This window comes from Lentilactobacillus fungorum (assembly GCF_016860605.1).
Taxonomy (GTDB): domain Bacteria; phylum Bacillota; class Bacilli; order Lactobacillales; family Lactobacillaceae; genus Lentilactobacillus; species Lentilactobacillus fungorum.
Genome location: NZ_BNJR01000019.1, coordinates 86,913 through 108,973 on the forward strand (window position 1 = coordinate 86,913; position 22,061 = coordinate 108,973).

Genomic DNA, 22,061 nt, shown 5'->3' on the forward strand with positions numbered 1-22,061 from the left:
CTCTTTTTTCGTATCTAAAAGTTAGAAGGGAGGCACAGTATGAATAGGATACGTGAGTTTATTGATGACTATCTTTATCAAATATTGATTGGCTTGGTGAGTGTGATTGTTATTTTTATGTTTGTAATTGGCGGATTAATCCTCAAAGGCGGTTCAAAAGCAACCGTAGATGACACAACTAGTATCAGTGAAACTGCCACCAGCCAGAGTTCGACCAGCCAGATGACTTCTCAAGAAAGCACCCGGCAGATGGCGACCAGTTCTTCAGGAACCCAGCAAATGTATGTGGATGTAAAAGGCGCAGTTAAGAATCCTGGGGTTTACCAGATTAATGCAAATATGCGGGTGGTGGACGCCATTCATCTGGCTGGCGGGTACAATCGATCGGCTGACCGAAAACAAATTAATTTGGCTCAGAAATTATCGGACCAACAGGTGATTTATGTGCCTATTCGTGGCGAAAAGCACGCCCCGAACACATCGACGATGACACCACAATCAGGCGCTGAAAGCACCGGCAGCGATACTGGCGAAGCAGGCAGCTCAACTACTGCCACTAGTGGTCAAAGCGGTGAACAGATTAATTTGAATACCGCGGATAAAGCTAAGTTGCAGGAGCTTTCTGGGATCGGGGATAAAAAGGCTGATCAAATCATTGCTTATCGACAGGCCCACGGGCAATTCAAAAAGATTGAGGAGCTAAAGGATGTTCCGGGATTTGGCGATAAAACCTTTGATAATTTAAAATCTTCAATCTGTGTGTAGCCCAGATGACCGTTTTGAGATATGATTTAATTCATGGAAGGTGAAATTATGGATAAGCGGATTAAATGGGATCAATATTTTATGATGCAAGCAGTCTTACTTGCATCAAGAAGCACTTGTGAGCGACTTTCCGTTGGCGCGGTCATCGTGCGCGATAAACGGATTATTGCTGGCGGCTACAACGGTTCGGTTGCCGGCGACGATCATTGTATTGACGTTGGCTGCTACTTGGTCGATGGGCATTGTTTGAGGACGATCCACGCTGAAATGAACGCAATCTTGCAATGTGCAAAGTTTGGCGAAAGCACGGATGGTGCCGAAATTTACGTAACAGATTTTCCCTGTCTCCAGTGTACGAAGATGTTGCTGCAAGCCGGAATTCGTAAGATTAATTACTTAAGGAATTATCATAACGATGATTACGCGCAAAAACTCATCAAATTAAAAGATATTGCATTAAATAAAATTGAATTGACTCATTTTGATATGGATCGAATTCCATTTGACGCCTATTTATCTGATTAATTATTCGAAATTGGGTTATTTTTCCGGCATTAACCATGTTACTGTTGAGTATGGCCCTACTTGGCGACCATCTGATTGGGTTTCTTTTATTGGGCATTTTAGTTGTCAGGATTGCTACTTTGAGGCGCCTTTCAGTGATCATCGTTAGTATCTTCGCCGGACTTGCTTTCATATTTTCTACCATGGTCATTAATTCGGAATTACAAAATCAGCCCACTGGGGAATTTACCAACCAGTCCTTCAAGGTTTATCCGGATATGCTAAAAGTAAATGGGGCGAGTTTTAGCTATTTAGGCCGCTTAGATAACAAGCAACCCAACGTCATTTTCTATGGCCGCTTTAAAACATTGGCACAAAAACAGCAAGTTAGCCGGGCTGACAAACCGCTTAGATTAACTGTTAGTGGTAAGATTGCGGATTTTAATCCTGCAACCAACGTGAATCAATTTGACGCGCGCCGCTATTATCACCATCAAAAGGTCGCCAAGGTGGTTGTTATTAAGGATATCCAGTCGTTTCAACCAGTCATGCGTTTGACGTTGGTTGATCGACTTCATTGGCTGCGCTCGCGATTCAACCATTACTGTGAAACGTTGCCCAAGACACTAAAAATCTACGCATTGGGTTTGCTTTCTGGCAGCCGAGAAGCCGATTTTTTTAGCGAGATGACCGGGGTTAAGCAATTAGGACTCCTCCACATTTTTAGTATTTCTGGGATGCATGTCTATTATTTTCTAGCGATTATTGATCAGTGCCTGGGCTTGTTCAGGCTACCCAAAGCTGGTAAAGCTACCGTGGAATTGATGAGCATTGGGGCTTATTTTGTGTTTTCTGGTGGCTCTCCTGGTTTATTTCGAGCCGTTGTGATGGCGGTCATCGCAATTTTGAATCGTTTATTTAATAGCGGCTTGTCACGACTAGACATTTGGAGCTTAAGTTTAATCATCAATTTATTAATGATGCCGGAAGCCATGTTTTTGATGGGGGTTCAATTGAGCTATGGGTTGTCATTTGGGCTGATTGTGGCGGCAGATTTTTCGTTTGTCAAACAAACGTTATTGTTGAACATGCTGACGTTGCCGATTTTGCTTTATCATATTTATGAGTGGCACGTCCTCAGTGTTGCGGTTAATTTGATCGTGTTGCCAATGTTTGGCAAATTCATCTTTCCGCTAGTAATCATTGGCACGTTAGTTGGTTTAGCAGTACCGGTTTTGGTGCTGCCAATTGACTGGCTGCTTAAAAGCTTTAACGACACCCTCAATTGGGCGAGCACGTTGCCTGGGTTGGTGACATTTGGCAAACCGGCATTGGTGATTGTGATCATGATGTTGATCCTCACGCTGGGGCTTGCCTTAAAACGGGGCCGGCCAAAGGTGTTGTTAGCCGGGCTCCTCACTTTGTACCTAGGTACATTTTTAGTCATCCACTTGCCCCTTAACGGTGAAGTCGTGATGTTTGACGTTGGCCAGGGTGACAGTTTCTTAATTCGAACACCGTTTAATCGAACCGTGACGTTAATCGATACGGGCGGTAAAGTCGATTTTAGTCGAACAGCTTGGGAGCATGGCACCAAAACGTATCAAGCGGACCGATTATCAATCAATTATCTAAAAAGTGTTGGCATATCAAAGATTGATTTTCTTTGTGTTAGCCATCAAGACGCCGATCACTGCGGCGATTTGCCGGCATTCATTCACAGCATGCGAATTGGCACCATTTTAATGCCACTTGGAATGGATCAAAATCCGAGCTTTATGAAACGAATTGAAGATCGTCATCAAAATACTAAATTGGTGCCGATTAACGATGAAAGCAAAGTAGTGGGGTTGCCACTTTCGATCTTGCATCCTCATGAGCCGGGTTTAGGCGAAAACCACGATTCGATGGTTTTGGCAACCCGGGTAGGTGGGATGAGCTGGCTGTTTACTGGCGATTTGGATCGGCTAGGAGAAATGGATACTTTGGCTCGGCATCCCGACTTGAAAATAGATGTTTTAAAAGCGGGGCACCATGGCAGCCGAACGTCATCTGACCCACAGTTTATATATCAAGTGAAGCCTAAAATTGCGCTGATTTCGGCTGGTCGAAATAATCGCTACCATCATCCCAACATTGAAACGATTCAAACACTTAATCAAGCAGGGATTAAAATTTACAATACTCAAACACAGGGGATGGTGCGGTATCGTTATCGACAACAATCAGGCCATTTTGAAACAGTATTACATCAACATGAAGGGATGTCGTAATGGATTTTTCACAATTTAAAAAACAATTTAATCCGGATCACCTAGCACCAATTTATTTGGTGTTAGGCGACCAAGCTTACCTTAGCCAACAAATTAAAGAATTATTCGTGAGCGTGATCCCTGATGCCGAACGGTCAATGAATATTGGCAATTATGATATGGAAGACGTTGCCATTTCAACAGCTGTAGAGGACGCGATCTCTGTCCCTTTTTTTGGCGAACGCAGATTGGTCATGGTCAATCGACCGTACTTTTTAACCGGGCAAAAGGTTAAAACTAAAGTAGATCAAAACGTAGACGACTTTTTGGATTATTTAAAACACCCGGAACAGTCAACGGTGATGGTCATTTTTGCCCCCTATGAAAAATTAGATGCCAGGAAAAAAGTGACCAAAGCCCTTAAAAAGGTTGCGACGACAATCGAAATTGGCCGATTACGGGAATCAGAAATTAAGCAGCTTGTGTCAGCTCGAATTAAAGATGAAGGCTTTCGGATTAACCGGGATGCCCTGGACCGGCTTGTTCAGCTGACAGGGGGCAAATTAACTGCAATGATGGGAGAGCTGCCAAAGCTATTCTTATATAATCATGACAGTAAATTAATCGGCATTGATTCAGTCGATGGCTTAGTCAGCCGATCAATAGAACAGAACGTTTTTGACTTAGTTAATACAGTTTTACAGAAGAATGCGAAACAATCGATGGACATTTATCATCAGTTGATTTTAGAGAATGATGAGCCGATTCGAATTAATGCGGTTTTAATTCAGCAATTTCGCTTACTCTTACAGGTCATGATTTTACAGCAACACGGTTATTCGCAAGGGAATTTGGCAGCTGTCCTCAAAGTTCATCCTTATCGAGTTAAGCTCGCATTGCAAACGGTCAAACAGTTTAATTACGAACAATTACGCGATGCCTATATTGGCTTGATCGATACGGAAAAGGAAATGAAATCAACCAGTCGATCACCAGAACTATTATTTGAGTTATTTATTTTGAAGTTTATGAAGAAAGACATTAAAGAAACTTCTTAAGATGGCCAACAAGATCAACTGGCCGGCGCTTTGATCAGTTCCTTCAGTCACCTGATTAAAGGGTACTTCATTAAATTCCGATATATAAAAAAGGATCAAGATAACGAATTGACGTTACCTTGATCCTTTACTATGTAGTCAAGTTGTTAGCTGAACTAACAACTAAAAAGTCTTATTTAGCTAATTTAGCGGTTAAGCGTGACTTATCACGAGAAGCTTTGTTAGCTTTGATTAAACCCTTTGATTTTGCGCGATCAATGGCACTAATGGCATTGATGTACAAATCCTTGGTGTTATCAGCACCAGCAAGTTGGGCCTTTTCGAACTTCTTAACAGCAGTTCTGTAAGCACTCAGTTGAGCGGCATTACGGCGTTGAGCCTTTTCGTTGGTTTTAACCCGTTCGATAGCAGATTTGATAATTGGCATTTTGTTCACCTCCGACGATGATTGTAAATATAAATGATTAAATTTCAACAAGCACCATTATACAAAATGGCCGGCATGATTGCAAGTAAAACTCAAGGGAAGTGGAGAAGTTGTCCTTGTATTACTCAAGAAAATCCGTTATACTGTTTTTTGTGTGTTACACGGACCTTCAACTTAGTTTGTCGGGTACCACTGCCGCTGACTCAGTTGTTGGATTATTTTAGAAAAGGTGGTTGTTAACTATGGCAGTTACACAAACAGAAAAGAACGAGATTATCAAGAAGTATGCTCGTCACGAAGGCGATACCGGCTCAGCAGAGGTTCAAATTGCTGTTTTAACCGCAGATATCAACGAAATTAACGAACATATGAGAACTCATCGCAAAGATTATCATTCACAACGTGGTCTGATGAAGAAGATTGGTCATCGTCGTAACTTGCTTGCATACTTACGTAATAAGGATGTAGCACGTTATCGCGAATTGATTCAAAGCTTGGGACTTCGTCGTTAATAATAAGAGGGATGGTGCAAAGCTTCGGTTTTGCAGCCATCCTTTTCTTTTGTTCTGGTGCTGGCGTCTAGCTATACCAACCATCGATGGAAATTTTGAACTTAAGCCTAACAATTCGGCGGAAAAATTCGGTTTTCTGAAAAAATATGGTAAACTAAAAGAAGCTGAATTCGAACGTAAAAAAGAACAAATTATTTTTTGAGGTGAAACATGAAAAGCGAAATCAAAATTATGCCGATTGGCGGTGTCCGCGAAAATGGTAAGGACATGTATGCCGTCGATATCAATGGTGGTATCTATATCCTGGACTGTGGACTGCGATATCCCGAAAATGAACTTCTTGGAATTGACGTTGTCATTCCTGATTTTAGTTATTTGGAAAAGAACAAAGATCGAATTGTTGGTGTTTTCTTAACCCATGGTCATGCGGATTCGATTGGCGCAATTTCATATTTCTTAAGCGAGTTTGACGTGCCGGTCTTTGGATCAGAGATGACGATTGAACTTGCGAAATTGAACGTTGCTGATTCTGAACAATTAAAAAGTTTCGATGATTTTCACGTAGTAAGTGATCATAGCGAGATTGATTTTGAAGATGTGAACGTCACTTTCTTTAAGACAACCCACTCAATTCCCGGATCACTGGGAATTGCCATTCATACATCTGAAGGGGTCATTGTTTATACTGGTGACTTTAAATTTGATCAAACCGCTGCACCGATGTATCAGACTAATTATTCTGCTCTTACCCAACTTGGAGATGAGGGCGTGCTGGCATTACTAAGCGATTCTGGCAATGCCGAAAACCCTAAGCCTAGTGCGTCTGAAAAGCAGATTGGCGAGTACATTTACGATACGTTTAATTATCAAGACAGCCGGATTATTGTTGCGAGCGTCGCTTCTAATATTTTACGAATGCAACAGGTTTTTAATGCTGCGGCGATGTGCGGCCGGCGGGTCTACTTAACTGGTCACGATTTGGAACGGATTGTTAAAACGGCGATGCGTTTGAAGACACTGACACTACCAGAGCCGGATTTGTTGATTAATTCGATTGATGAATTAAATAAGCTGGCACCAGATAAAGTTGTAATTATTCAAACCGGGAAAATGGGCGAGCCAATCAAAGCGCTCCAACGGATGGCTAATAAAGAACAAAGCGATATTAATATAGAACCCAGAGATTTGGTATTCATTACGACGACGCCCTCAACCGCAATGGAAACGACAGTTGCCAAAACTCGAGATATGGTTTATCGAGCAGACGGTGAAGTCAAAATGATTTCTGATGAAATGAACTCATCAGGGGATGCTAGTCAGTCTGATCTGCAATTACTCATGAATCTCTTACACCCTAAGTACTTGATTCCTGTTCAGGGTGAATATCGACTATTGGAAGCCCATGCTCAGTTAGCTAAACAAATTGGGTATACTGATAAGCAAATCTTCATTCCTAATAAGGGCGATGTCATCTCCTTGAATAAGGACGAAATGTGGATCAGTGGTGGTGAAGATCTAGCTGATACCATGATTGATGGAATTGGCATTGGCGACATTGGTAACATCGTTTTGCGAGATCGAAAGGTACTGTCAGAAGACGGTATTTTTGTGGCGGTTGTCACGATTGACCGTAAGAAGAAGAAAATCGTGTCACAACCCAAGTTGACTTCTCGCGGATTTGTTTATGTCAAAGCGAATAAGGATTTGATGAAGGAAGCTGCCGGGATTATCGAAAAAACGGTTACGAATAATCTCGAACATAAGGAATTTGACTGGAGCAACTTGAAGCAAGACGTTCGTGATGATTTGTCTGATTATCTTTACAAGCAAACCAAGCGACGCCCAGTTATTTTACCGGTTATTATGGAAGTTAACCAACATCATAAACGTTCCAAGAAAAAGCAAAAGCATAACGAAAAGAAATCAGAACTTACTAAATAGGAATCTTTATAGGAATCTTTAAAAGACGAGACTGGGGCCAAAGGCGTTTTGATCCCAGAATTTAACAACAGAGAAGGCCAGCCATTTCAAAAACGGGAATGAATGGCCTTCTCTGTTAAATACTAAGATTAGCCAGTTGAGGCACCGCTAACTTCAAGTATGGGTGGCGATCCAAGTTGCAATTAACGGGCGGAAATCAAGCTTTGGCCCAGCCTCAATTAACGGTGGGAGAGTACCATGTCACTAACTAAGAATGATCAAGTTATTTTATTGAGTGCCAAAGAAGATCTTTTTGACCAACGATTTCAGCAAGTTTTAAATAAAACTGATCACCTTTTGGAGCGATCCCCTAACGACCCGGAAGTCAATTTTGTTAAGGCACAAGCCCTTTTTAAATTAAACCATTTTCAAGAAGCCCAACAGCTCTTGATTGATTTTAAAGATGAAATGATGGTCACTAAGGGCTTGGTCGCCCCAATGATTGAGATGTCGATAAAAAATGGGGCTTTTATGTTTGCCAGGGAATTAGCAGCTGGCAGTCAAAATGGCTTTGTGTCGATTGAGGCAGGCGAAGTTGCGTACCGGCAGAAAAAGAACCGACTTCTTCAGCAAAATACTAGTCGATTTGCGCATGCCAGCGCTTTGAGTGCTTATGGGCAGGTTCAAGCAGTTGAAGCAGCAAGATGGTTACCGCTAAAGGAATATCTACTGGCGGCCAGCGGCATTTTGCGCGATCCGTTTGCTTGGCAGGTGACCAAAACGCAAATTTTGCTGGAATTGGTTACTGTCAAAGCCGATGTCACGATTACGTTGAATTGGTTGGATCGACAGGATTATCAAATTAAAATCGCAGAGTTAAAGCCAATTGATCAAGTTAAGCCTTTGTTATCGGTGCTGCAGATGGTTGAGGAAGCTTATTCGGCGACTGACCCGATTAAATTACAGCTAGTTGAGAAAGAATTAATTACCCAAAGTCATTATATCTACCCCTTCTTCCATAAAGTGATAACGGATCCGCAATATTGGAAGCACCTAATCATTGGGCAATTATTTGGCGATGATGTTGCTGCTAACAGTGATAGCCAGCGATCCATGCAGGATTGGGTAGCGGTAATTCATCAAGCAGAGAGTGAAATAAATTTGCAGTAAACCAATTATTTTTTGGAAAATCGGCAGAATCTGTTTACAAACAAATTAACAATCGATATAATACTTAAGGATTCTTCGAAAATTGACTGCTTTGTCTTTTCCAGAAGATGTAGTATAATAACATTTAGAAATGCATTGATGCGAATTGATGTAATTCTTGAAAACAACAGGAGGTTTCATTAATGGCAAAAGAACATTATGAAAGAACAAAACCCCATGTAAACATTGGTACTATTGGCCATATTGATCATGGGAAAACGACTTTGACTGCTGCAATCACCAAGGTATTAGCTGAAAAGGGTCTTGCTAAGGCTGAAGATTATGCTGATATCGATGCAGCGCCAGAAGAACGTGAACGTGGTATAACGATCAACACCGCCCACGTTGAATACGAAACTGAAAAGCGTCACTATGCTCATATTGATGCCCCAGGACATGCTGATTACATTAAGAACATGATCACTGGTGCCGCTCAAATGGATGGTGCTATCTTGGTTGTTGCCGCAACTGATGGCCCAATGCCACAAACTCGTGAACATATCTTGCTTGCCCACCAAGTTGGTGTTGACTATATCGTTGTCTTCTTAAACAAGACTGATTTAGTTGATGATGACGAATTGGTTGACTTGGTTGAGATGGAAGTTCGTGAATTGCTTTCTGAATACGATTACCCTGGTGATGATGTTCCTGTTGTCCGTGGCTCAGCTCTTAAAGCCCTTGAAGGCGACAAGGAACAAGAAGAAGTTATCCTTCACTTAATGGATGTCGTTGACGAGTACATTCCAACTCCAGAACGTGACGACAGCAAGCCATTCTTGATGCCAGTTGAAGATGTCTTCACTATCACTGGCCGTGGTACTGTTGCATCTGGTCGTATCGACCGTGGAACTGTTAAAGTCGGTGACGAAGTTGAAATCGTTGGTTTAGTAGACGATGTTTTGAAATCAACTGTTACTGGTTTGGAAATGTTCCGAAAGACCTTGGATGAAGGTCAAGCCGGCGATAACGTTGGTATCTTGCTTCGTGGTATCGATCGTGACCAAGTTGTTCGTGGTCAAGTTCTTGCTGCCCCAGGTTCAATTCAAACCCACAAAGAATTTGAAGGTCAAGTATATATCTTGACTAAAGAAGAAGGTGGCCGTCATACGCCATTCTTCTCAAACTATCGTCCACAATTCTACTTCCATACTACCGATGTTACCGGTGTTATCGAACTAGAAAAGGGCGTTGAAATGGTTATGCCTGGTGATAACGTTACATTCCAAGTTGAATTAACGAAGCCAGTTGCCATTGAAAAAGGTACTAAGTTTACTATCCGTGAAGGTGGTCATACTGTTGGTGCCGGTGTTGTTAGTGATGTTAAGGACTAGTTCCTTAACTTATTAACGACTTGAAGCTGTGAGGATAATTCCTCATGGCTTTTTTTATGCTTGCGTTGGTGAAATAAATTTTACATTTGAGTGTGAATACGTTAAAATAACAATGTTATGCAATTATGAATTGTAAAAATAATCTTTTCGTCTCGGAGGAAAAAGAATGTCTGCAAAATGGGAAAAGAAAGGCACCAATGATGGAGAATTAACATTCGAAATCGGTACTGATTCAATCAAAACTGGTCTAGATCGTGCATTTGAAAAAAACAAGAAGAGTATTCGGGTTCCTGGATTCCGTAAGGGCAAGGTTCCTCGTTCAATCTTTACAAAAATGTATGGTGAAGAAGCATTGTATGAAGATGCTTTAAATATTTTATTGCCTGACGAATATTCAAAGGCAGTGAGTGAAGCTAAAATCGAACCTGTTGATCAACCAAAGATTAACGTTGAGTCAATGGAAAAGGGTAAGCCTTGGGTGATTAAAGCAAACGTTACCGTTAAGCCAGAAGTTAAGCTGGGCGATTACAAGGGCTTAAGCGTTCCTAAGCAAAACACCCGTGTTTATCAAAAAGACGTTGACGCTGAACTCGAAAAGAAGCGTGAAAGCCAAGCCGAATTGGTTCTCAAAGAAGGCAAAGCTGCTGAAAAGGGTGACACAGTTGTCATCGATTTTGAAGGTAAAGTTGATGGCAAGCCGTTTGAAGGTGGCAAGGCTGAAAACCACTCATTGGAATTGGGCTCAAACTCATTTATCCCAGGATTTGAAGATCAATTAATTGGTCACAAGGCCGGCGATGATGTTGAAGTTAAGGTCACCTTCCCTAAGGATTATCAAGCAAAGGAATTAGCGGGCAAAGATGCTGTCTTTGACACTAAGATTCATGAAGTTAAAACCAAGGAATTACCTAAGTTAGATGATGACTTTGCTAAGGATGTTGACGAAGATGTTGATAGCCTTGAAGAATTAAAAGAAAAAATCAAGGACGATTTGAAGAGTCAAAAGAAGAGTGAAGCCCGCGATGCGATTGAGGATGCCGCTATCAGCGAAGCAACTGACAACGCTGAAGTTAAAGACATCCCAGAAGCCATGATCAATGAAGACATTCAACGTCAAATGGATCAGTACTTGGCTGGCATGCAGCAACAAGGCATTAACCAAGAAATGTACTTCCAGTTAACTGGTACCAAGCCAGAAGACTTGAAGAAGCAATTCTCAGATGGCGCTGAAAAACGGGTTAAAACAAACTTGGTTCTTGAAGCAATCGTTGATAAGGAAGACATCCAACCATCAGAAGACGATGTTAAGAATGAAGTTAAGGACTTAGCCAAACAGTACGGCATGAAAGAAGATGCTGTTCGAAAGGCCTTGACTGACGATATGTTGAAGCACGATATTGCGATTAAGCAAGCAATTGATTTAATCGTTGATTCTGCCAAGCAGGATGCCAAAGCAAAAGAAAAAGACGATTCAAAAGCTGAAGAAGAAAGTTCTGAAAAGTAGGTTTCGTCCATCAAAGATCCGTTAGTTAACGGGTCTTTTTTTCGGAAGGACAAGCATTCTGATTGCATTTTGACCGTTATATGATAGAGTATCCAGTAGTTGATTAATAATGTATTAAAGTCCATCTCGGATGGAGGAGTGAATAAATTTTGTTTGAAGACAACGAATCAAGCGGACCAATTACTTGTTCTTTTTGTGGTAAAACGCAAGATCAAGTAAAGAAAATTGTCGCGGGTCCCGGCGTCTACATTTGTAATGAATGTATCGATTTATGTAAAGAAATCATTGATGAGGAGCTTGCTCCCGAAAAATCTTCTGAAGATTTGCTGAAGGTTCTAACACCCCAACAAATTTTAGATAAATTAAATCAGTATGTCATCGGTCAAGATAACGCAAAGCGAACGCTTTCTGTAGCGGTTTACAACCATTACAAGCGAGTTAATGAAATGATTAGTGAACCAGACGATGATCTTGAACTTCAAAAGAGTAATATCTGTATCATTGGGCCAACTGGCTCTGGAAAAACTTATCTTGCTCAAACTCTGGCTAAAATCTTAAACGTTCCGTTTGCGATTGCCGATGCCACAACTTTAACCGAAGCTGGTTACGTTGGCGAAGATGTTGAAAACATTTTGTTAAAGTTGCTTCAAAACGCTGATTACGACGTTGATCGTGCTGAACACGGGATTATCTATATTGATGAAATTGATAAGATCGCCAAAAAGTCCGAAAACGTTTCAATCACGCGAGATGTTTCTGGTGAAGGGGTTCAACAAGCTTTGCTGAAGATTCTTGAAGGCACAATTGCCAACGTTCCGCCTCAGGGTGGCCGTAAGCATCCTCAACAGGAATTTATCCAGATTGATACCACGAACATTCTTTTCATCGTTGGTGGCGCCTTTGATGGCATCGAAGGCATTGTTAAGAGCCGCTTAGGTGATAAGACAATCGGCTTTGGTACTAATTCCGATAAAGCCCCAGACATTGATAACCGTAACATCATGCAAGCGGTTATCCCAGAAGATCTGTTGAAGTTTGGTTTGATTCCAGAATTTATCGGTCGACTGCCAATTTTGACGGCACTGGACAAGTTGGATGAAAAAGATCTGGTTCGAATTTTAACTGAGCCGAAAAATGCATTAGTTAAACAATACAGGAAACTAATTGAGCTGGATGGTGCTGAACTTGAATTTGCGCCAGGTGCTTTGACAAAAATGGCTGAACTGGCTATTTCCAGAAATACGGGTGCCCGGGGATTGCGTTCAATTATTGAAGACGTTATGCGTGATATCATGTTTGACCTGCCAAGTCGTAAAGACGTTTCTAAGGTGATTATTACACCGGAGACGGTGGTTGATCATAAAGAACCGGAACTAATTTTGAAAAAAGCATCGTAATTCGAGAAAGCCTGATGTAAGCTTTAATTAGTTTGCGATCGGGCTTTTTTTATGCAAAAAATTTGATGACGATGATGAAGGAGTGGTTTGATGGAGGTTCATAACGTCGACTTGACGATAAGTGCGGTTGCCGAGAAACAGTATCCCAATACCCAATTTCCAGAGATTGCCTTTGTTGGCAGATCCAATGTTGGTAAGTCTTCATTAACCAACGTATTGATCAATCGACGCAAGTTTGCTCGGACTTCGAGCCAACCTGGAAAGACCCAGACACTGAATTTTTACAACATTGATGACAAGCTTTATTTTGTCGATGTTCCGGGTTATGGCTATGCGAAGGTCTCAAAAGCCAGTCGCCAAAAATGGGGCCAGATGATTGAGACTTATTTGACTAAGCGTCCCCAGTTGCGTGGGGTGATTGCGTTAGTTGATGGTCGCCACGCGCCAACGGCTGACGACGTGTCGATGCACGAATGGTTAGCGTATTATGGCATTGAAACCCTAACGGTGGCAACGAAGATGGATAAAATTTCCAAAAGTAAGTGGAATAAACAGGAAGCATTGATCAAGAAGACATTGAACATTTCAGCCGATGAACTCGTCTTGTTTTCAGCGTTGACTAAAACAGGTAAAAATGACGTTTGGCAATGGATTGAAGGGAGAATGGGAAATGGATTTTGATGATTACCAAAAAGCAGCTAACCGAACTTTAATGGGCAAAGAACAAGTATTAACGAATTGTGCGCTTGGCTTGACCGGTGAGGCGGGTGAAGTTGCTGATCTAATTCGCAAGTATACATTTCAAAGCGAAAAGTTGGATCACGATCAACTCATTAAGGAAATGGGGGACGTTCTTTGGTATTTATCCCAGATCTCTGAATGGGCAGATATTCCCTTTGAAAAAGTTGCCGAGGATAATATTAACCGGTTAAAAAAACGTTATCCTACGCAGTTGGGTGGCGCTAACCAAATCAATATCTAACCTAATCGCCTAAGCTAGTAGCTACGGGTGGTATCGGGTATGGGGGCTTGAATCAATCCTAAGCGGGGTTATTTCGAGCCTCTTTTTTGAAATCCACGTTCCAACTGGGGAATGACCATCGAATGAGGTGATGAAATTACTACAAATTGCATATTCGAAATAATAATTCTTAAATTAATGAATAAAACACAAAAAAGGTTGCAATTTATGAATATGGGTGTTAACCTCATTACTATTAGAAATTTAGGAGAGCTGTGTTGAGCAATAATCTGCGTGTTGATTGTTTGGCGCCGTTCTATATTCAAAACAGCCATGCAAAGCAGAAGTTTGTATCGGAGCGTTTGGTAATCATCTCGGAGTTAAGAAAGTTTATTTGAATAGATTTTGACGCTGGCTTCTGATTGCTTGGCTTAGTTTACTAACAGATAAGGGGTATTAATATGGCAGAAAACAAAAAAGTAATTTTAGCTTATTCTGGTGGTTTGGATACGTCAGTTGCAATTGCCTGGTTAAAGGACAAAGGTTATGACGTGGTGGCTTGCTGCATTAACGTTGGTGAAGGCAAGGATCTCAACTTTATTAAGCAAAAGGCGCTTAACGTTGGCGCTGTTAAAGCTTACGTGATTGACGCTTTGGATGAGTTTGCGGATAACTATGCAGCCGTTGCTTTGAAAGCCAACGCGATGTACGAGGGTGCTTATCCACTGATTTCTGCATTATCACGTCCCCTGATTTCAAAAACATTGGTTGAAGTCGCTCACCAAGAACATGCTGAAGCTGTTGCTCACGGCTGCACGGGCAAAGGCAATGACCAAGTTCGATTTGAGGTTGCCATCCACGGGCTCGATCCACAATTGGAAGTTTTAAGTCCCGTTCGTGATTGGCATTGGTCTCGTGAGCAGGAAATTGAATATGCAAAGGATCATCACATCCCGATTCCAATTGATTTAGATTCGCCATACTCAATTGATGCCAACATTTGGGGTCGAGCTAACGAGGCTGGCATTCTGGAGGATCCATGGCAAAGCGCTCCGGAAGATGCCTTTGCGATTACCAATCCGATTGAAAATACACCGGACACGCCAACAGAAGTTCAAATTACGTTTGAAAAGGGCATCCCAGTCGAACTTGACGGCCATTCGATGCGCTTTGCAGAAATTATCCAAGAATTGAATAAAATTGCTGGTGAAAATGGGGTTGGTCGAATTGACCACATTGAAAACCGACTGGTTGGCATTAAGTCCCGTGAAGTTTACGAAGCGCCAGCAGCGACAGTTTTACTAAAAGCACACCAAGAGTTGGAAGATCTTACTTTTGAACGGGATCTCGCCCACTTCAAGCCGACGATTGAAAAACAACTGAGCGAGCTAGTTTATAATGCCCTTTGGTTTTCACCACTAATGGATGCGATTCAAGCCTTTATTGATAAATCCCAAGAAGTGGTCAACGGCGTTATTAAGCTGCAGCTATTCAAGGGTAACGTTATGGTTCTAGGCCGGAAGTCCAATTCATCACTTTATGACAAAGACTTGGCAACTTACACCGCCTCTGATTCCTTTGATCAAGAGGCGGCCAAGGGCTTCATCAAGCTTTGGGGATTGCCAACCCAAGTTTATCAACAGGTTCAGTTGAAGAATAAGCAGGCGCAATTTGTCAAAGCCGTTACGAAGTCACAATCAAAAAGTAAAGTGGTGGTTCATAATCACTATTCCACAAACACGGGAGCTAAAAAATAGATGAGTACAAAGAAACTATGGGGTGGCCGGTTTCAAGCCCAAGCTGCCAAATGGGTTGATGAATTTGGCGCGTCAATTTCGTTTGATCAGCTGATGGCCGAAGAAGATATCGAAGGCTCACTGGCACACGTTAAGATGTTAGGGCATACCAAGATTTTAAATGCGGCAGACGTTGACAAGATTGTTAACGGGCTGGTTGACTTACGTGAAGAACTGCATGCCGGGAAATTGCATTTTACGGTTGAAAACGAAGATATTCATATGAATATTGAAGCGTTGTTAACCGAAAAAATTGGGCCAACAGCTGGTAAGCTGCATACGGCTCGTTCTCGAAATGATCAGGTGGCAACTGACTTTCACCTGTATTTGAAGAAACGTTTGCCTAAAGTGATTGATGAAATCACCACCTTGCAGCAAACGTTGGTCGCAATGGCCGAACAAAACGTTGAAACCATCATGCCGGGATATACCCATCTCCAACACGCGCAGCCAATTTCGTATGGGCATTATCTGATGGCGTATTATCAAATGCTCAAACGAGATAAGGAACGGTTTGCTTTTAATATGAAACATACGGATATCATGCCATTGGGAGCCGCTGCTTTGGCGGGGACGACCTTTCCGATTGACCGGGCTGACACGGCGCGCGAATTAGGCTTTGGCCAAATCTATGCCAATTCGTTGGACGCAGTTTCTGACCGCGACTTTGCCTTGGAATTTCTAAGTAACAGCTCGATCTTAATGCTTCATCTCTCCCGATTTTGCGAAGAAATTAGCATGTGGGTCAGCCACGAGTTCAAGTATCTGGAACTGTCAGATGCCTATACAACAGGGAGTTCGATCATGCCCCAAAAAAAGAACCCGGATATGGCTGAACTAATCCGGGGTAAAACTGGGCGCGTATATGGACACCTGATGCAACTGTTTTCGACTATGAAGTCCTTACCACTTGCTTACAATAAGGACTTGCAAGAAGACAAAGAAGGCGTCTTTGACACAGTCAAGACCTTACTGCCGTCACTAAAAGTTTTCAATGGCATGTTAAAAACAGCCAAACCAAATGTGGCTCGAATGAAACAAGCGACTGAAAATGATTTTTCTAACGCGACCGAATTGGCAGATTATTTGGCAGCTAAGGGAGTGCCGTTCCGTCAAGCTCATGGAATTGTTGGCCAATTGGTATTAAAGGGGATCAAAAGCCATCAAAATCTTCAAGACATGTCGCTAGCCGACTTGCAGCAAGCTTCACCCAAAATTGAAGCCGATGTCTACCATGATTTAAAATCAGAAGTTGCCGTGGAACGCCGCCATTCATTTGGAGGAACAGGGTTTGATCAGGTAAAACAGCAAATTGAGCAAGCTAAGCAGGAATTAAGTGAGTAAAATACTCAGTTCATTAAAAAAACATTAGCTATTTTTGTTAATACATTTGTAATGTAGCAAAAACGGCTAATGTTTTTTTGCTGCATTATTATATATTAATGTATATATAAATAAGCGGTTTCATTACCTATCTGATAACTTACAACTAAAGTGACTGGATTTTTTTATCTTGCGAGTTATATATATTCACAACTTATGATGGGCATGTTATTATAATGTTATCGATCCGTTAATAAAGAACAGGTCAAAAGGGGATATTTTAGCAAGTTTTTAGTGTTTTTAGGTAAGTTAATGAGGGGGGCACATACATTGAGAGGGAAGAATTCTTCCAGAAATAATTTGTGGGAGCGGTCTGACAAAACAGATCTGCACTACAAGATGTACAAGGTTGGTAAGAAATGGGTTTTTGCCAGCCTTTTTATGCTGTCGTTAGGGTCGTTTATGCTATCAGACGTGTCGGTTCATGCTGATACGCAGGATCAACTAAAGACAGAGGAAACTAGCGCGAATGCAAAGACTGCGTTGAGTAAGGTTGTCACAAGTAATAATAGTTCACAGGCTGGGACTGAATCGACACCGTCAAGTGCGGCTCAAGCGGCCAGTCAAGCTGTTGAAGTTACCAACTCAGCTGAAACGTCTGAAACGTCGTCTGCGGCTAAAATGACCACATCGACTGAGGTAACCGGGACGAAGTCGACAACGTCAGAAAGCACTGCTTCTGCACAGTCGTCAGAAACTGCCGCCAGTTTGGTCACTGCATCTGGAGCCTCCGCAGCTCATGCTTCATCCGCTGCGAGTTCTGCTGCTCCTGCTCAAAATGGCGAGTCAGCAGAGTCTGACTCAGTTGAAAGGGCATCTAGTGCTGCCAGTTCAACTGAAACGAGTAATGAACAACAAGCATCTGACACAACGCCAGCTAGTGATCGTGCAGCTGCTGGTCTAAAGGATGCAGCGACTACTTCTTCAAAAACTGCGTCGGATGCTACTTCAGCAGCCGAAAAAGCTGATGGTTCAAGCGCAGCTGAATCAGACGGTGGAACTTCAAGTGCTGCAACTGAACCCCTTGAGGCCGTCCTTAAAGCAAATGGCGCAACTTTAAATGGTTCAACGATTGACGCTTCTAAGTTAACCAGTGCGCAGTTAGCAGCTGTCAAGGCTGCTGTACAAGCATCTGGTGAAGACATTAAGATTTCTGAGAGTGGTGACCAAGAAGCAGCGGATTCAGCAGCTGCTGTAAACCAGTTAGTTGAAGAAGGCAAAGTTGCTAACGGTAGCACGATTGACGCTTCGAGTGTAAGCGCTGATCAAGTGACCACATTAAAATCAGCAATCAGTAAGACTAGTCTTGCGATGACGTTAACTGCTGTGGATGCAACGTCGTCTGATGCTTCAGCAGGTGACAAGACGTCAGTTGCTTATTCTTGGGGTGTCAAGGATGCTTTGGCTGATCTGAAATCTATTTTTGGCGTGATTACCGGAAATAGCAGCCTTGATGCGGTTGCAAACTTAACGATTATTCCTAAAATTGCTGCTATTTTGGATGCTTATTTAAACACAAGTGGGGCCATGCTTGATAGCAACGGTGATTTGGCGTGGAAAGGAGCCGCCTCTAATAGTCAAAAAGAAGGCACAACGCTTTATCATCACTACATTGGTGATTATTGGGATACTCACACCGGCTTATCTGATAAAAATCAAACTTATCATACAGTTGACTATAATGCTGGATATGTGACGATTCTCAAAACATTTGCTGAAGAAGTAAATACGTACCTCACTAATGTCAAAAATAACATTAATGATCCGACGTATGCTGATAAGTTAATTGATGACACAAACACAGCGTCTTATTATGATCCAACTGATTTGGCAAGTACGACTAATATTTTCAACGATATTGGCAAAATGTTCGAAACTGGTGGCACCTTATTTAATAACCCTGTTAAGAGTAATTCTGGTATTTTTAACACATCTGTTAGTGCGTCAGATGCGCCAGATTCGGGTGACACAACGGCTTCCAATACTGATATCACTAAATATGCCAACACCACGATTGCGGTTATTAACATGTTCATTGGTGCCGCTATTACGAATATTCAAAACGGTATCATGAGGCAAGCGTTAAGTGACATTCGTTCTTTAGGCGGCAATCAAGGTAATAGTCAAGCTGATTCATCTACTACAACAAATGTTAACGGGTCAATCGCAATTCCTAATTCATTGACGGATGCGTTGAAGTTGAATGCTTCGCTGAGTCAGTTGATTAAAACTTTTGGGTTTGGTAGCACCGTTCAGTCGTCAGTCGTTAACGGCGTATATCTTGACATTGCGTATGGTATTCGTAATGCGATTTCGATTCATTTTCAAGCTGGCGTAAACAAAGCGGCTGACGTTGTTTTAAATGGAGCGGCTGCTCCGGATTATAGCAAAGTAAATGGCTATAAAACAGGAGTTGATCCATACACACTTGCCGATACGAAACAAGATGTTGGCGAAACAACCTTATTTGTTGAGGCAATGGGCTATGCCTGGATGACTAAGCTTGCTCAACCAATCGTGAGTGCGGCTGTTCAAGACGTCGCTAACAATAATGTTCAAACGGATGTCAATAAAATTATTGCAAACCTGCCCGCTGGAACCTTAACTGAACAAGAGAAATCGGAATTGACGGTCGATGGGTATTATGATACCCGTCTTGATGGTGCTGATGGTCAACACTATGTTGCAAAGGCTGATGGTGCCAAAACGACTATCTTAAATCTTTATAATGCTGAGGTAAATGCCCTCAAGCAGGCCCAAACAGACTACTTAGCGAATCCGGTTGCCCCAATTGATAGCTCCAAAGCCCCAGATTTTCTTAATGAAGGAACCTCGGGGATTATTTCGTATGATTCTAAAACCGGTAAATATAGTGAGCCGCAGTCAGCTACCCCTACTAAAGCCTCTGGCGATTACGCTCAGGCGCTTGCATATCTACAATCAACGAACGCGGGTGCTTATGCTCAAGCTGATGCGGACCAAGCATCACATAACCAACATGATGGTAACGTGACTAATATTGATACCACTACCAAAACGTTTACTGGGGATAAGACAAAGCTGACAAGCGCTCAACTGAGCGATAATAAGGCTGCTATTTCTAACTTTTTGTCTGGAAACCAGTCGAGTGTTGTAACTAAGGCGTACGTGAATGAGTATAATGCCGAAGCTAAATTAGCAAATGCGGCCTTTGCTGCTGGTCAAAAAGCAGCTGTTCAAGAGACGACTAGTGATCAATATAAGACAAATGGCACGCTTCCTGATGTTGGTAATGTTACTTACAAAGATGGTTCGATAACTTATTCTTCAACAAGTGATGGGACTGCTTCCTTATATGCTAGCCAAACGGCGGCTGATCAAAAGACTTATAACAGTTTGGCTAGCGGAACTGCTTTTGCTGATGGATACAAAGCGAACACCGTCAATGCGATTAGAGACGCAATTGATGCAGCAGCCAACGATGCAGCTTCAAATGCATCTGCCGCTCAATCTCAAGCCGCATCAGCTTCTTCAGCTGCCTCGGCTGATGCCCAAACTGCTGCTGATGTGGCGAAGTCGGCTTATTCTGATGCGGCTTCACAGGCAGCGGTTGCTTCCGATGCTGCGGCTAATGCGAAATCAGCGACTGCAGATGCATTGACGAGCGCGGCAAAGTCTGCAAATTCAGCGAGTGCCGCGGCTGTTTCTCAAGCTTCTACGTCTAACACTGAGAATAAGGCAGCGCAAACTGCTCTGAAAAATACGTCATCAGCTGCGACTCAAGCAATGGATGCAGCAAGTGATTCGCTCAGAGAATTGGCAAAGAGTGCAGCTGAAACGCTTGCTGGCTTTGCTACTGATGCTAAAAACACGAATAATTCAGCTCAATCTGATTATAATTTAGCTTCATCAGCTGCAGATGCTGCTGAATCTGCAGCTGCCCTTGATCCAACTAATTCTGAAATTAAAGATGATTATAATAGTGCAGTGGCTCAACGTGATCGAGCGTCTGCTGCTGCAAGTGATGCTTCAGCGGCCTATGCGGGCATGTCTGATGCTGCTAGTAAGGCTTCTAAAGCTGCCAGTGATGCTCAATCGGCTTCTGGTGATGCATTGAAGAGCGCATTTAGTGATGTTAATGATGCGTTGAATGCTGCTCAATCAGCTTCTAATAGTATGTCTAGTGCAATTTCTTCGGCAGCATCAGCTGCCACTAGTGCGATTTCCTATGCTAATGGTGCAACTACCAAAGCAGCGAATGATGCGGCTAAGGTAGCGAGTGCTGCAGCTAGTGCCGCCAATAGTCAAGCGGCTGTAGCCAGCGCTGCAGCCAGCGCTGCAAGTGCTGCAGGAAATAGTAGTGCGGCCAAAGCTGCCAGTGATGCAGCGAGTGCTGCTAAGGCAGCAGCAACTGTTGCCAAGAATGATGCGGATGCGGCGACGAAGGCAGCTGACGCGGCCAGTGCCGCAGCCAGTGATGCTAAGAGTGCTGTTGCCAGTGACGCGGCTACTAAAGCAGCGAATGATGCGGCTAAGGCAGCTAGTGATGCGGCTAGTGCCGCTAACAGTCAAGCGGCTGTAGCCAGCGCTGCAGCCAGCGCTGCAAGTGCTGCAGGAAATAGTAGTGCGGCCAAAGCTGCCAGTGATGCAGCGAGTGCTGCTAAGGCAGCAGCAACTGTTGCCAAGAATGATGCGGATGCGGCGACGAAGGCAGCTCAGGGTAGTGATGTGGCTGCTAAGAATGCCGCCGCCAAAGCGGCGAGTGATGCAGCTACTGCGGCGACGAAGGCAGCTGACGCGGCCAGTGCCGCAGCCAGTGATGCTAATAGTGCCGTTGCGAGTGATACGGCTAAAGCGGCCAGTGATGCTGCTGACGCTGCTAAGAGTGCCGCTGTTGATCAAGCAAATGCTTCCAATGCGGCTAAGGATGCCGCCAGTGCGGCCAGTGCTAATCCAAGTGATGCCAACGTTCAAAGTGATCATAATCTCGCTTCAAGTGCCGCCAGTGCCGCTTCCAGCGCAGCCAGTGCAGCGGCCAGTGACGCTAGTGCGGCTTCCAAAGC

The 22,061-nt window shown here is 42.9% G+C and carries 16 protein-coding genes; 15 read left to right on the forward strand and 1 reads right to left on the reverse strand.

Annotated elements, in window-relative coordinates; genetic code table 11:
- Positions 1-39 precede the first annotated feature (39 nt).
- The 4 genes from YK48G_RS12460 to holA all read left to right on the forward strand — a co-directional run bounded on the left by YK48G_RS12460 (position 40) and on the right by holA (position 4,579).
- Positions 40-765 (forward strand): helix-hairpin-helix domain-containing protein, encoded by a 726-nt coding sequence (locus YK48G_RS12460; RefSeq protein WP_203631033.1) that lies wholly within the window; start codon positions 40-42, stop codon positions 763-765.
- Between the two features lie 48 nt (positions 766-813).
- Positions 814-1,290, forward strand: a complete 477-nt coding sequence (locus YK48G_RS12465; RefSeq protein WP_203631034.1) for a ComE operon protein 2 — start codon at positions 814-816, stop codon at positions 1,288-1,290.
- Between the two features lie 134 nt (positions 1,291-1,424).
- The gene (locus YK48G_RS12470) at positions 1,425-3,542 is read left to right on the forward strand and encodes a DNA internalization-related competence protein ComEC/Rec2 (RefSeq protein WP_308440185.1); all 2,118 of its coding nucleotides are present in this window, start codon (positions 1,425-1,427) and stop codon (positions 3,540-3,542) included.
- Positions 3,542-4,579 carry a DNA polymerase III subunit delta gene (holA, locus tag YK48G_RS12475; protein WP_203631036.1) on the forward strand — a complete coding sequence of 346 codons (1,038 nt, stop codon included), beginning with the start codon at positions 3,542-3,544 and terminating at the stop codon, positions 4,577-4,579. The genes YK48G_RS12470 and holA overlap by 1 nt, the downstream gene beginning before the upstream one ends.
- A 172-nt stretch (positions 4,580-4,751) precedes the next feature.
- Here holA and rpsT read toward each other — a convergent pair whose 3' ends face one another.
- Positions 4,752-5,006 (reverse strand): 30S ribosomal protein S20, encoded by a 255-nt coding sequence (gene rpsT / locus YK48G_RS12480; RefSeq protein WP_203631037.1) that lies wholly within the window; start codon positions 5,004-5,006, stop codon positions 4,752-4,754.
- A 242-nt stretch (positions 5,007-5,248) separates the two neighbouring features.
- Between rpsT and rpsO the strand changes: the two genes are divergently transcribed.
- The 11 genes from rpsO to YK48G_RS12535 all read left to right on the forward strand — a co-directional run.
- Positions 5,249-5,518, forward strand: coding sequence for a 30S ribosomal protein S15 (rpsO, locus tag YK48G_RS12485; protein ID WP_203631038.1), 270 nt, complete (start codon positions 5,249-5,251; stop codon positions 5,516-5,518).
- Between the two features lie 210 nt (positions 5,519-5,728).
- Positions 5,729-7,459, forward strand: a complete 1,731-nt coding sequence (locus YK48G_RS12490; RefSeq protein WP_203631039.1) for a ribonuclease J — start codon at positions 5,729-5,731, stop codon at positions 7,457-7,459.
- Positions 7,460-7,696: 237 nt separating this feature from the next.
- Positions 7,697-8,608, forward strand: a complete 912-nt coding sequence (locus YK48G_RS12495; protein WP_203631040.1) for a hypothetical protein — start codon at positions 7,697-7,699, stop codon at positions 8,606-8,608.
- A 182-nt stretch (positions 8,609-8,790) separates the two neighbouring features.
- Positions 8,791-9,978 (forward strand): elongation factor Tu, encoded by a 1,188-nt coding sequence (gene tuf, locus YK48G_RS12500; protein ID WP_203631041.1) that lies wholly within the window; start codon positions 8,791-8,793, stop codon positions 9,976-9,978.
- A gap of 166 nt (positions 9,979-10,144) precedes the next feature.
- Positions 10,145-11,482, forward strand: a complete 1,338-nt coding sequence (gene tig / locus YK48G_RS12505) for a trigger factor (protein WP_203631042.1) — start codon at positions 10,145-10,147, stop codon at positions 11,480-11,482.
- Between the two features lie 149 nt (positions 11,483-11,631).
- Positions 11,632-12,879: an ATP-dependent Clp protease ATP-binding subunit ClpX gene (gene clpX, locus YK48G_RS12510; RefSeq protein WP_203631043.1), complete on the forward strand. Its 1,248-nt coding sequence runs from the start codon at positions 11,632-11,634 to the stop codon at positions 12,877-12,879.
- 90 nt (positions 12,880-12,969) lie between these two features.
- The gene (gene yihA / locus YK48G_RS12515) at positions 12,970-13,560 is read left to right on the forward strand and encodes a ribosome biogenesis GTP-binding protein YihA/YsxC (RefSeq protein WP_203631044.1); all 591 of its coding nucleotides are present in this window, start codon (positions 12,970-12,972) and stop codon (positions 13,558-13,560) included.
- Complete coding sequence (locus YK48G_RS12520; RefSeq protein ID WP_203631045.1) at positions 13,550-13,861, forward strand: nucleoside triphosphate pyrophosphohydrolase family protein; 312 nt, start codon at positions 13,550-13,552, stop codon at positions 13,859-13,861. The genes yihA and YK48G_RS12520 overlap by 11 nt, the downstream gene beginning before the upstream one ends.
- Before the next feature lie 440 nt (positions 13,862-14,301).
- Positions 14,302-15,597, forward strand: a complete 1,296-nt coding sequence (locus YK48G_RS12525) for an argininosuccinate synthase (protein WP_203631046.1) — start codon at positions 14,302-14,304, stop codon at positions 15,595-15,597.
- Positions 15,598-16,980 (forward strand): argininosuccinate lyase, encoded by a 1,383-nt coding sequence (gene argH / locus YK48G_RS12530; protein ID WP_203631047.1) that lies wholly within the window; start codon positions 15,598-15,600, stop codon positions 16,978-16,980.
- Positions 16,981-17,289: 309 nt separating this feature from the next.
- Positions 17,290-22,061, forward strand: a 4,772-nt coding sequence (locus YK48G_RS12535; RefSeq protein ID WP_203631048.1) for a KxYKxGKxW signal peptide domain-containing protein, incomplete at its 3' end; no start/stop codon positions are given.

What these genes read in the sequence shown, in the direction of transcription:
- YK48G_RS12460 (WP_203631033.1), top strand. Translation starts at nt 40, where the DNA reads ATGAATAGGATACGTGAGTTTATTGATGACTATCTTTATCAAATATTG.
- YK48G_RS12465 (WP_203631034.1), top strand. Translation starts at nt 814, where the DNA reads ATGGATAAGCGGATTAAATGGGATCAATATTTTATGATGCAAGCAGTC.
- holA (WP_203631036.1), top strand. Translation starts at nt 3,542, where the DNA reads ATGGATTTTTCACAATTTAAAAAACAATTTAATCCGGATCACCTAGCA.
- rpsT (WP_203631037.1), bottom strand. Translation starts at nt 5,006, where the DNA reads ATGCCAATTATCAAATCTGCTATCGAACGGGTTAAAACCAACGAAAAG.
- rpsO (WP_203631038.1), top strand. Translation starts at nt 5,249, where the DNA reads ATGGCAGTTACACAAACAGAAAAGAACGAGATTATCAAGAAGTATGCT.
- YK48G_RS12490 (WP_203631039.1), top strand. Translation starts at nt 5,729, where the DNA reads ATGAAAAGCGAAATCAAAATTATGCCGATTGGCGGTGTCCGCGAAAAT.
- YK48G_RS12495 (WP_203631040.1), top strand. Translation starts at nt 7,697, where the DNA reads ATGTCACTAACTAAGAATGATCAAGTTATTTTATTGAGTGCCAAAGAA.
- tuf (WP_203631041.1), top strand. Translation starts at nt 8,791, where the DNA reads ATGGCAAAAGAACATTATGAAAGAACAAAACCCCATGTAAACATTGGT.
- tig (WP_203631042.1), top strand. Translation starts at nt 10,145, where the DNA reads ATGTCTGCAAAATGGGAAAAGAAAGGCACCAATGATGGAGAATTAACA.
- yihA (WP_203631044.1), top strand. Translation starts at nt 12,970, where the DNA reads ATGGAGGTTCATAACGTCGACTTGACGATAAGTGCGGTTGCCGAGAAA.
- YK48G_RS12520 (WP_203631045.1), top strand. Translation starts at nt 13,550, where the DNA reads ATGGATTTTGATGATTACCAAAAAGCAGCTAACCGAACTTTAATGGGC.
- YK48G_RS12525 (WP_203631046.1), top strand. Translation starts at nt 14,302, where the DNA reads ATGGCAGAAAACAAAAAAGTAATTTTAGCTTATTCTGGTGGTTTGGAT.
- argH (WP_203631047.1), top strand. Translation starts at nt 15,598, where the DNA reads ATGAGTACAAAGAAACTATGGGGTGGCCGGTTTCAAGCCCAAGCTGCC.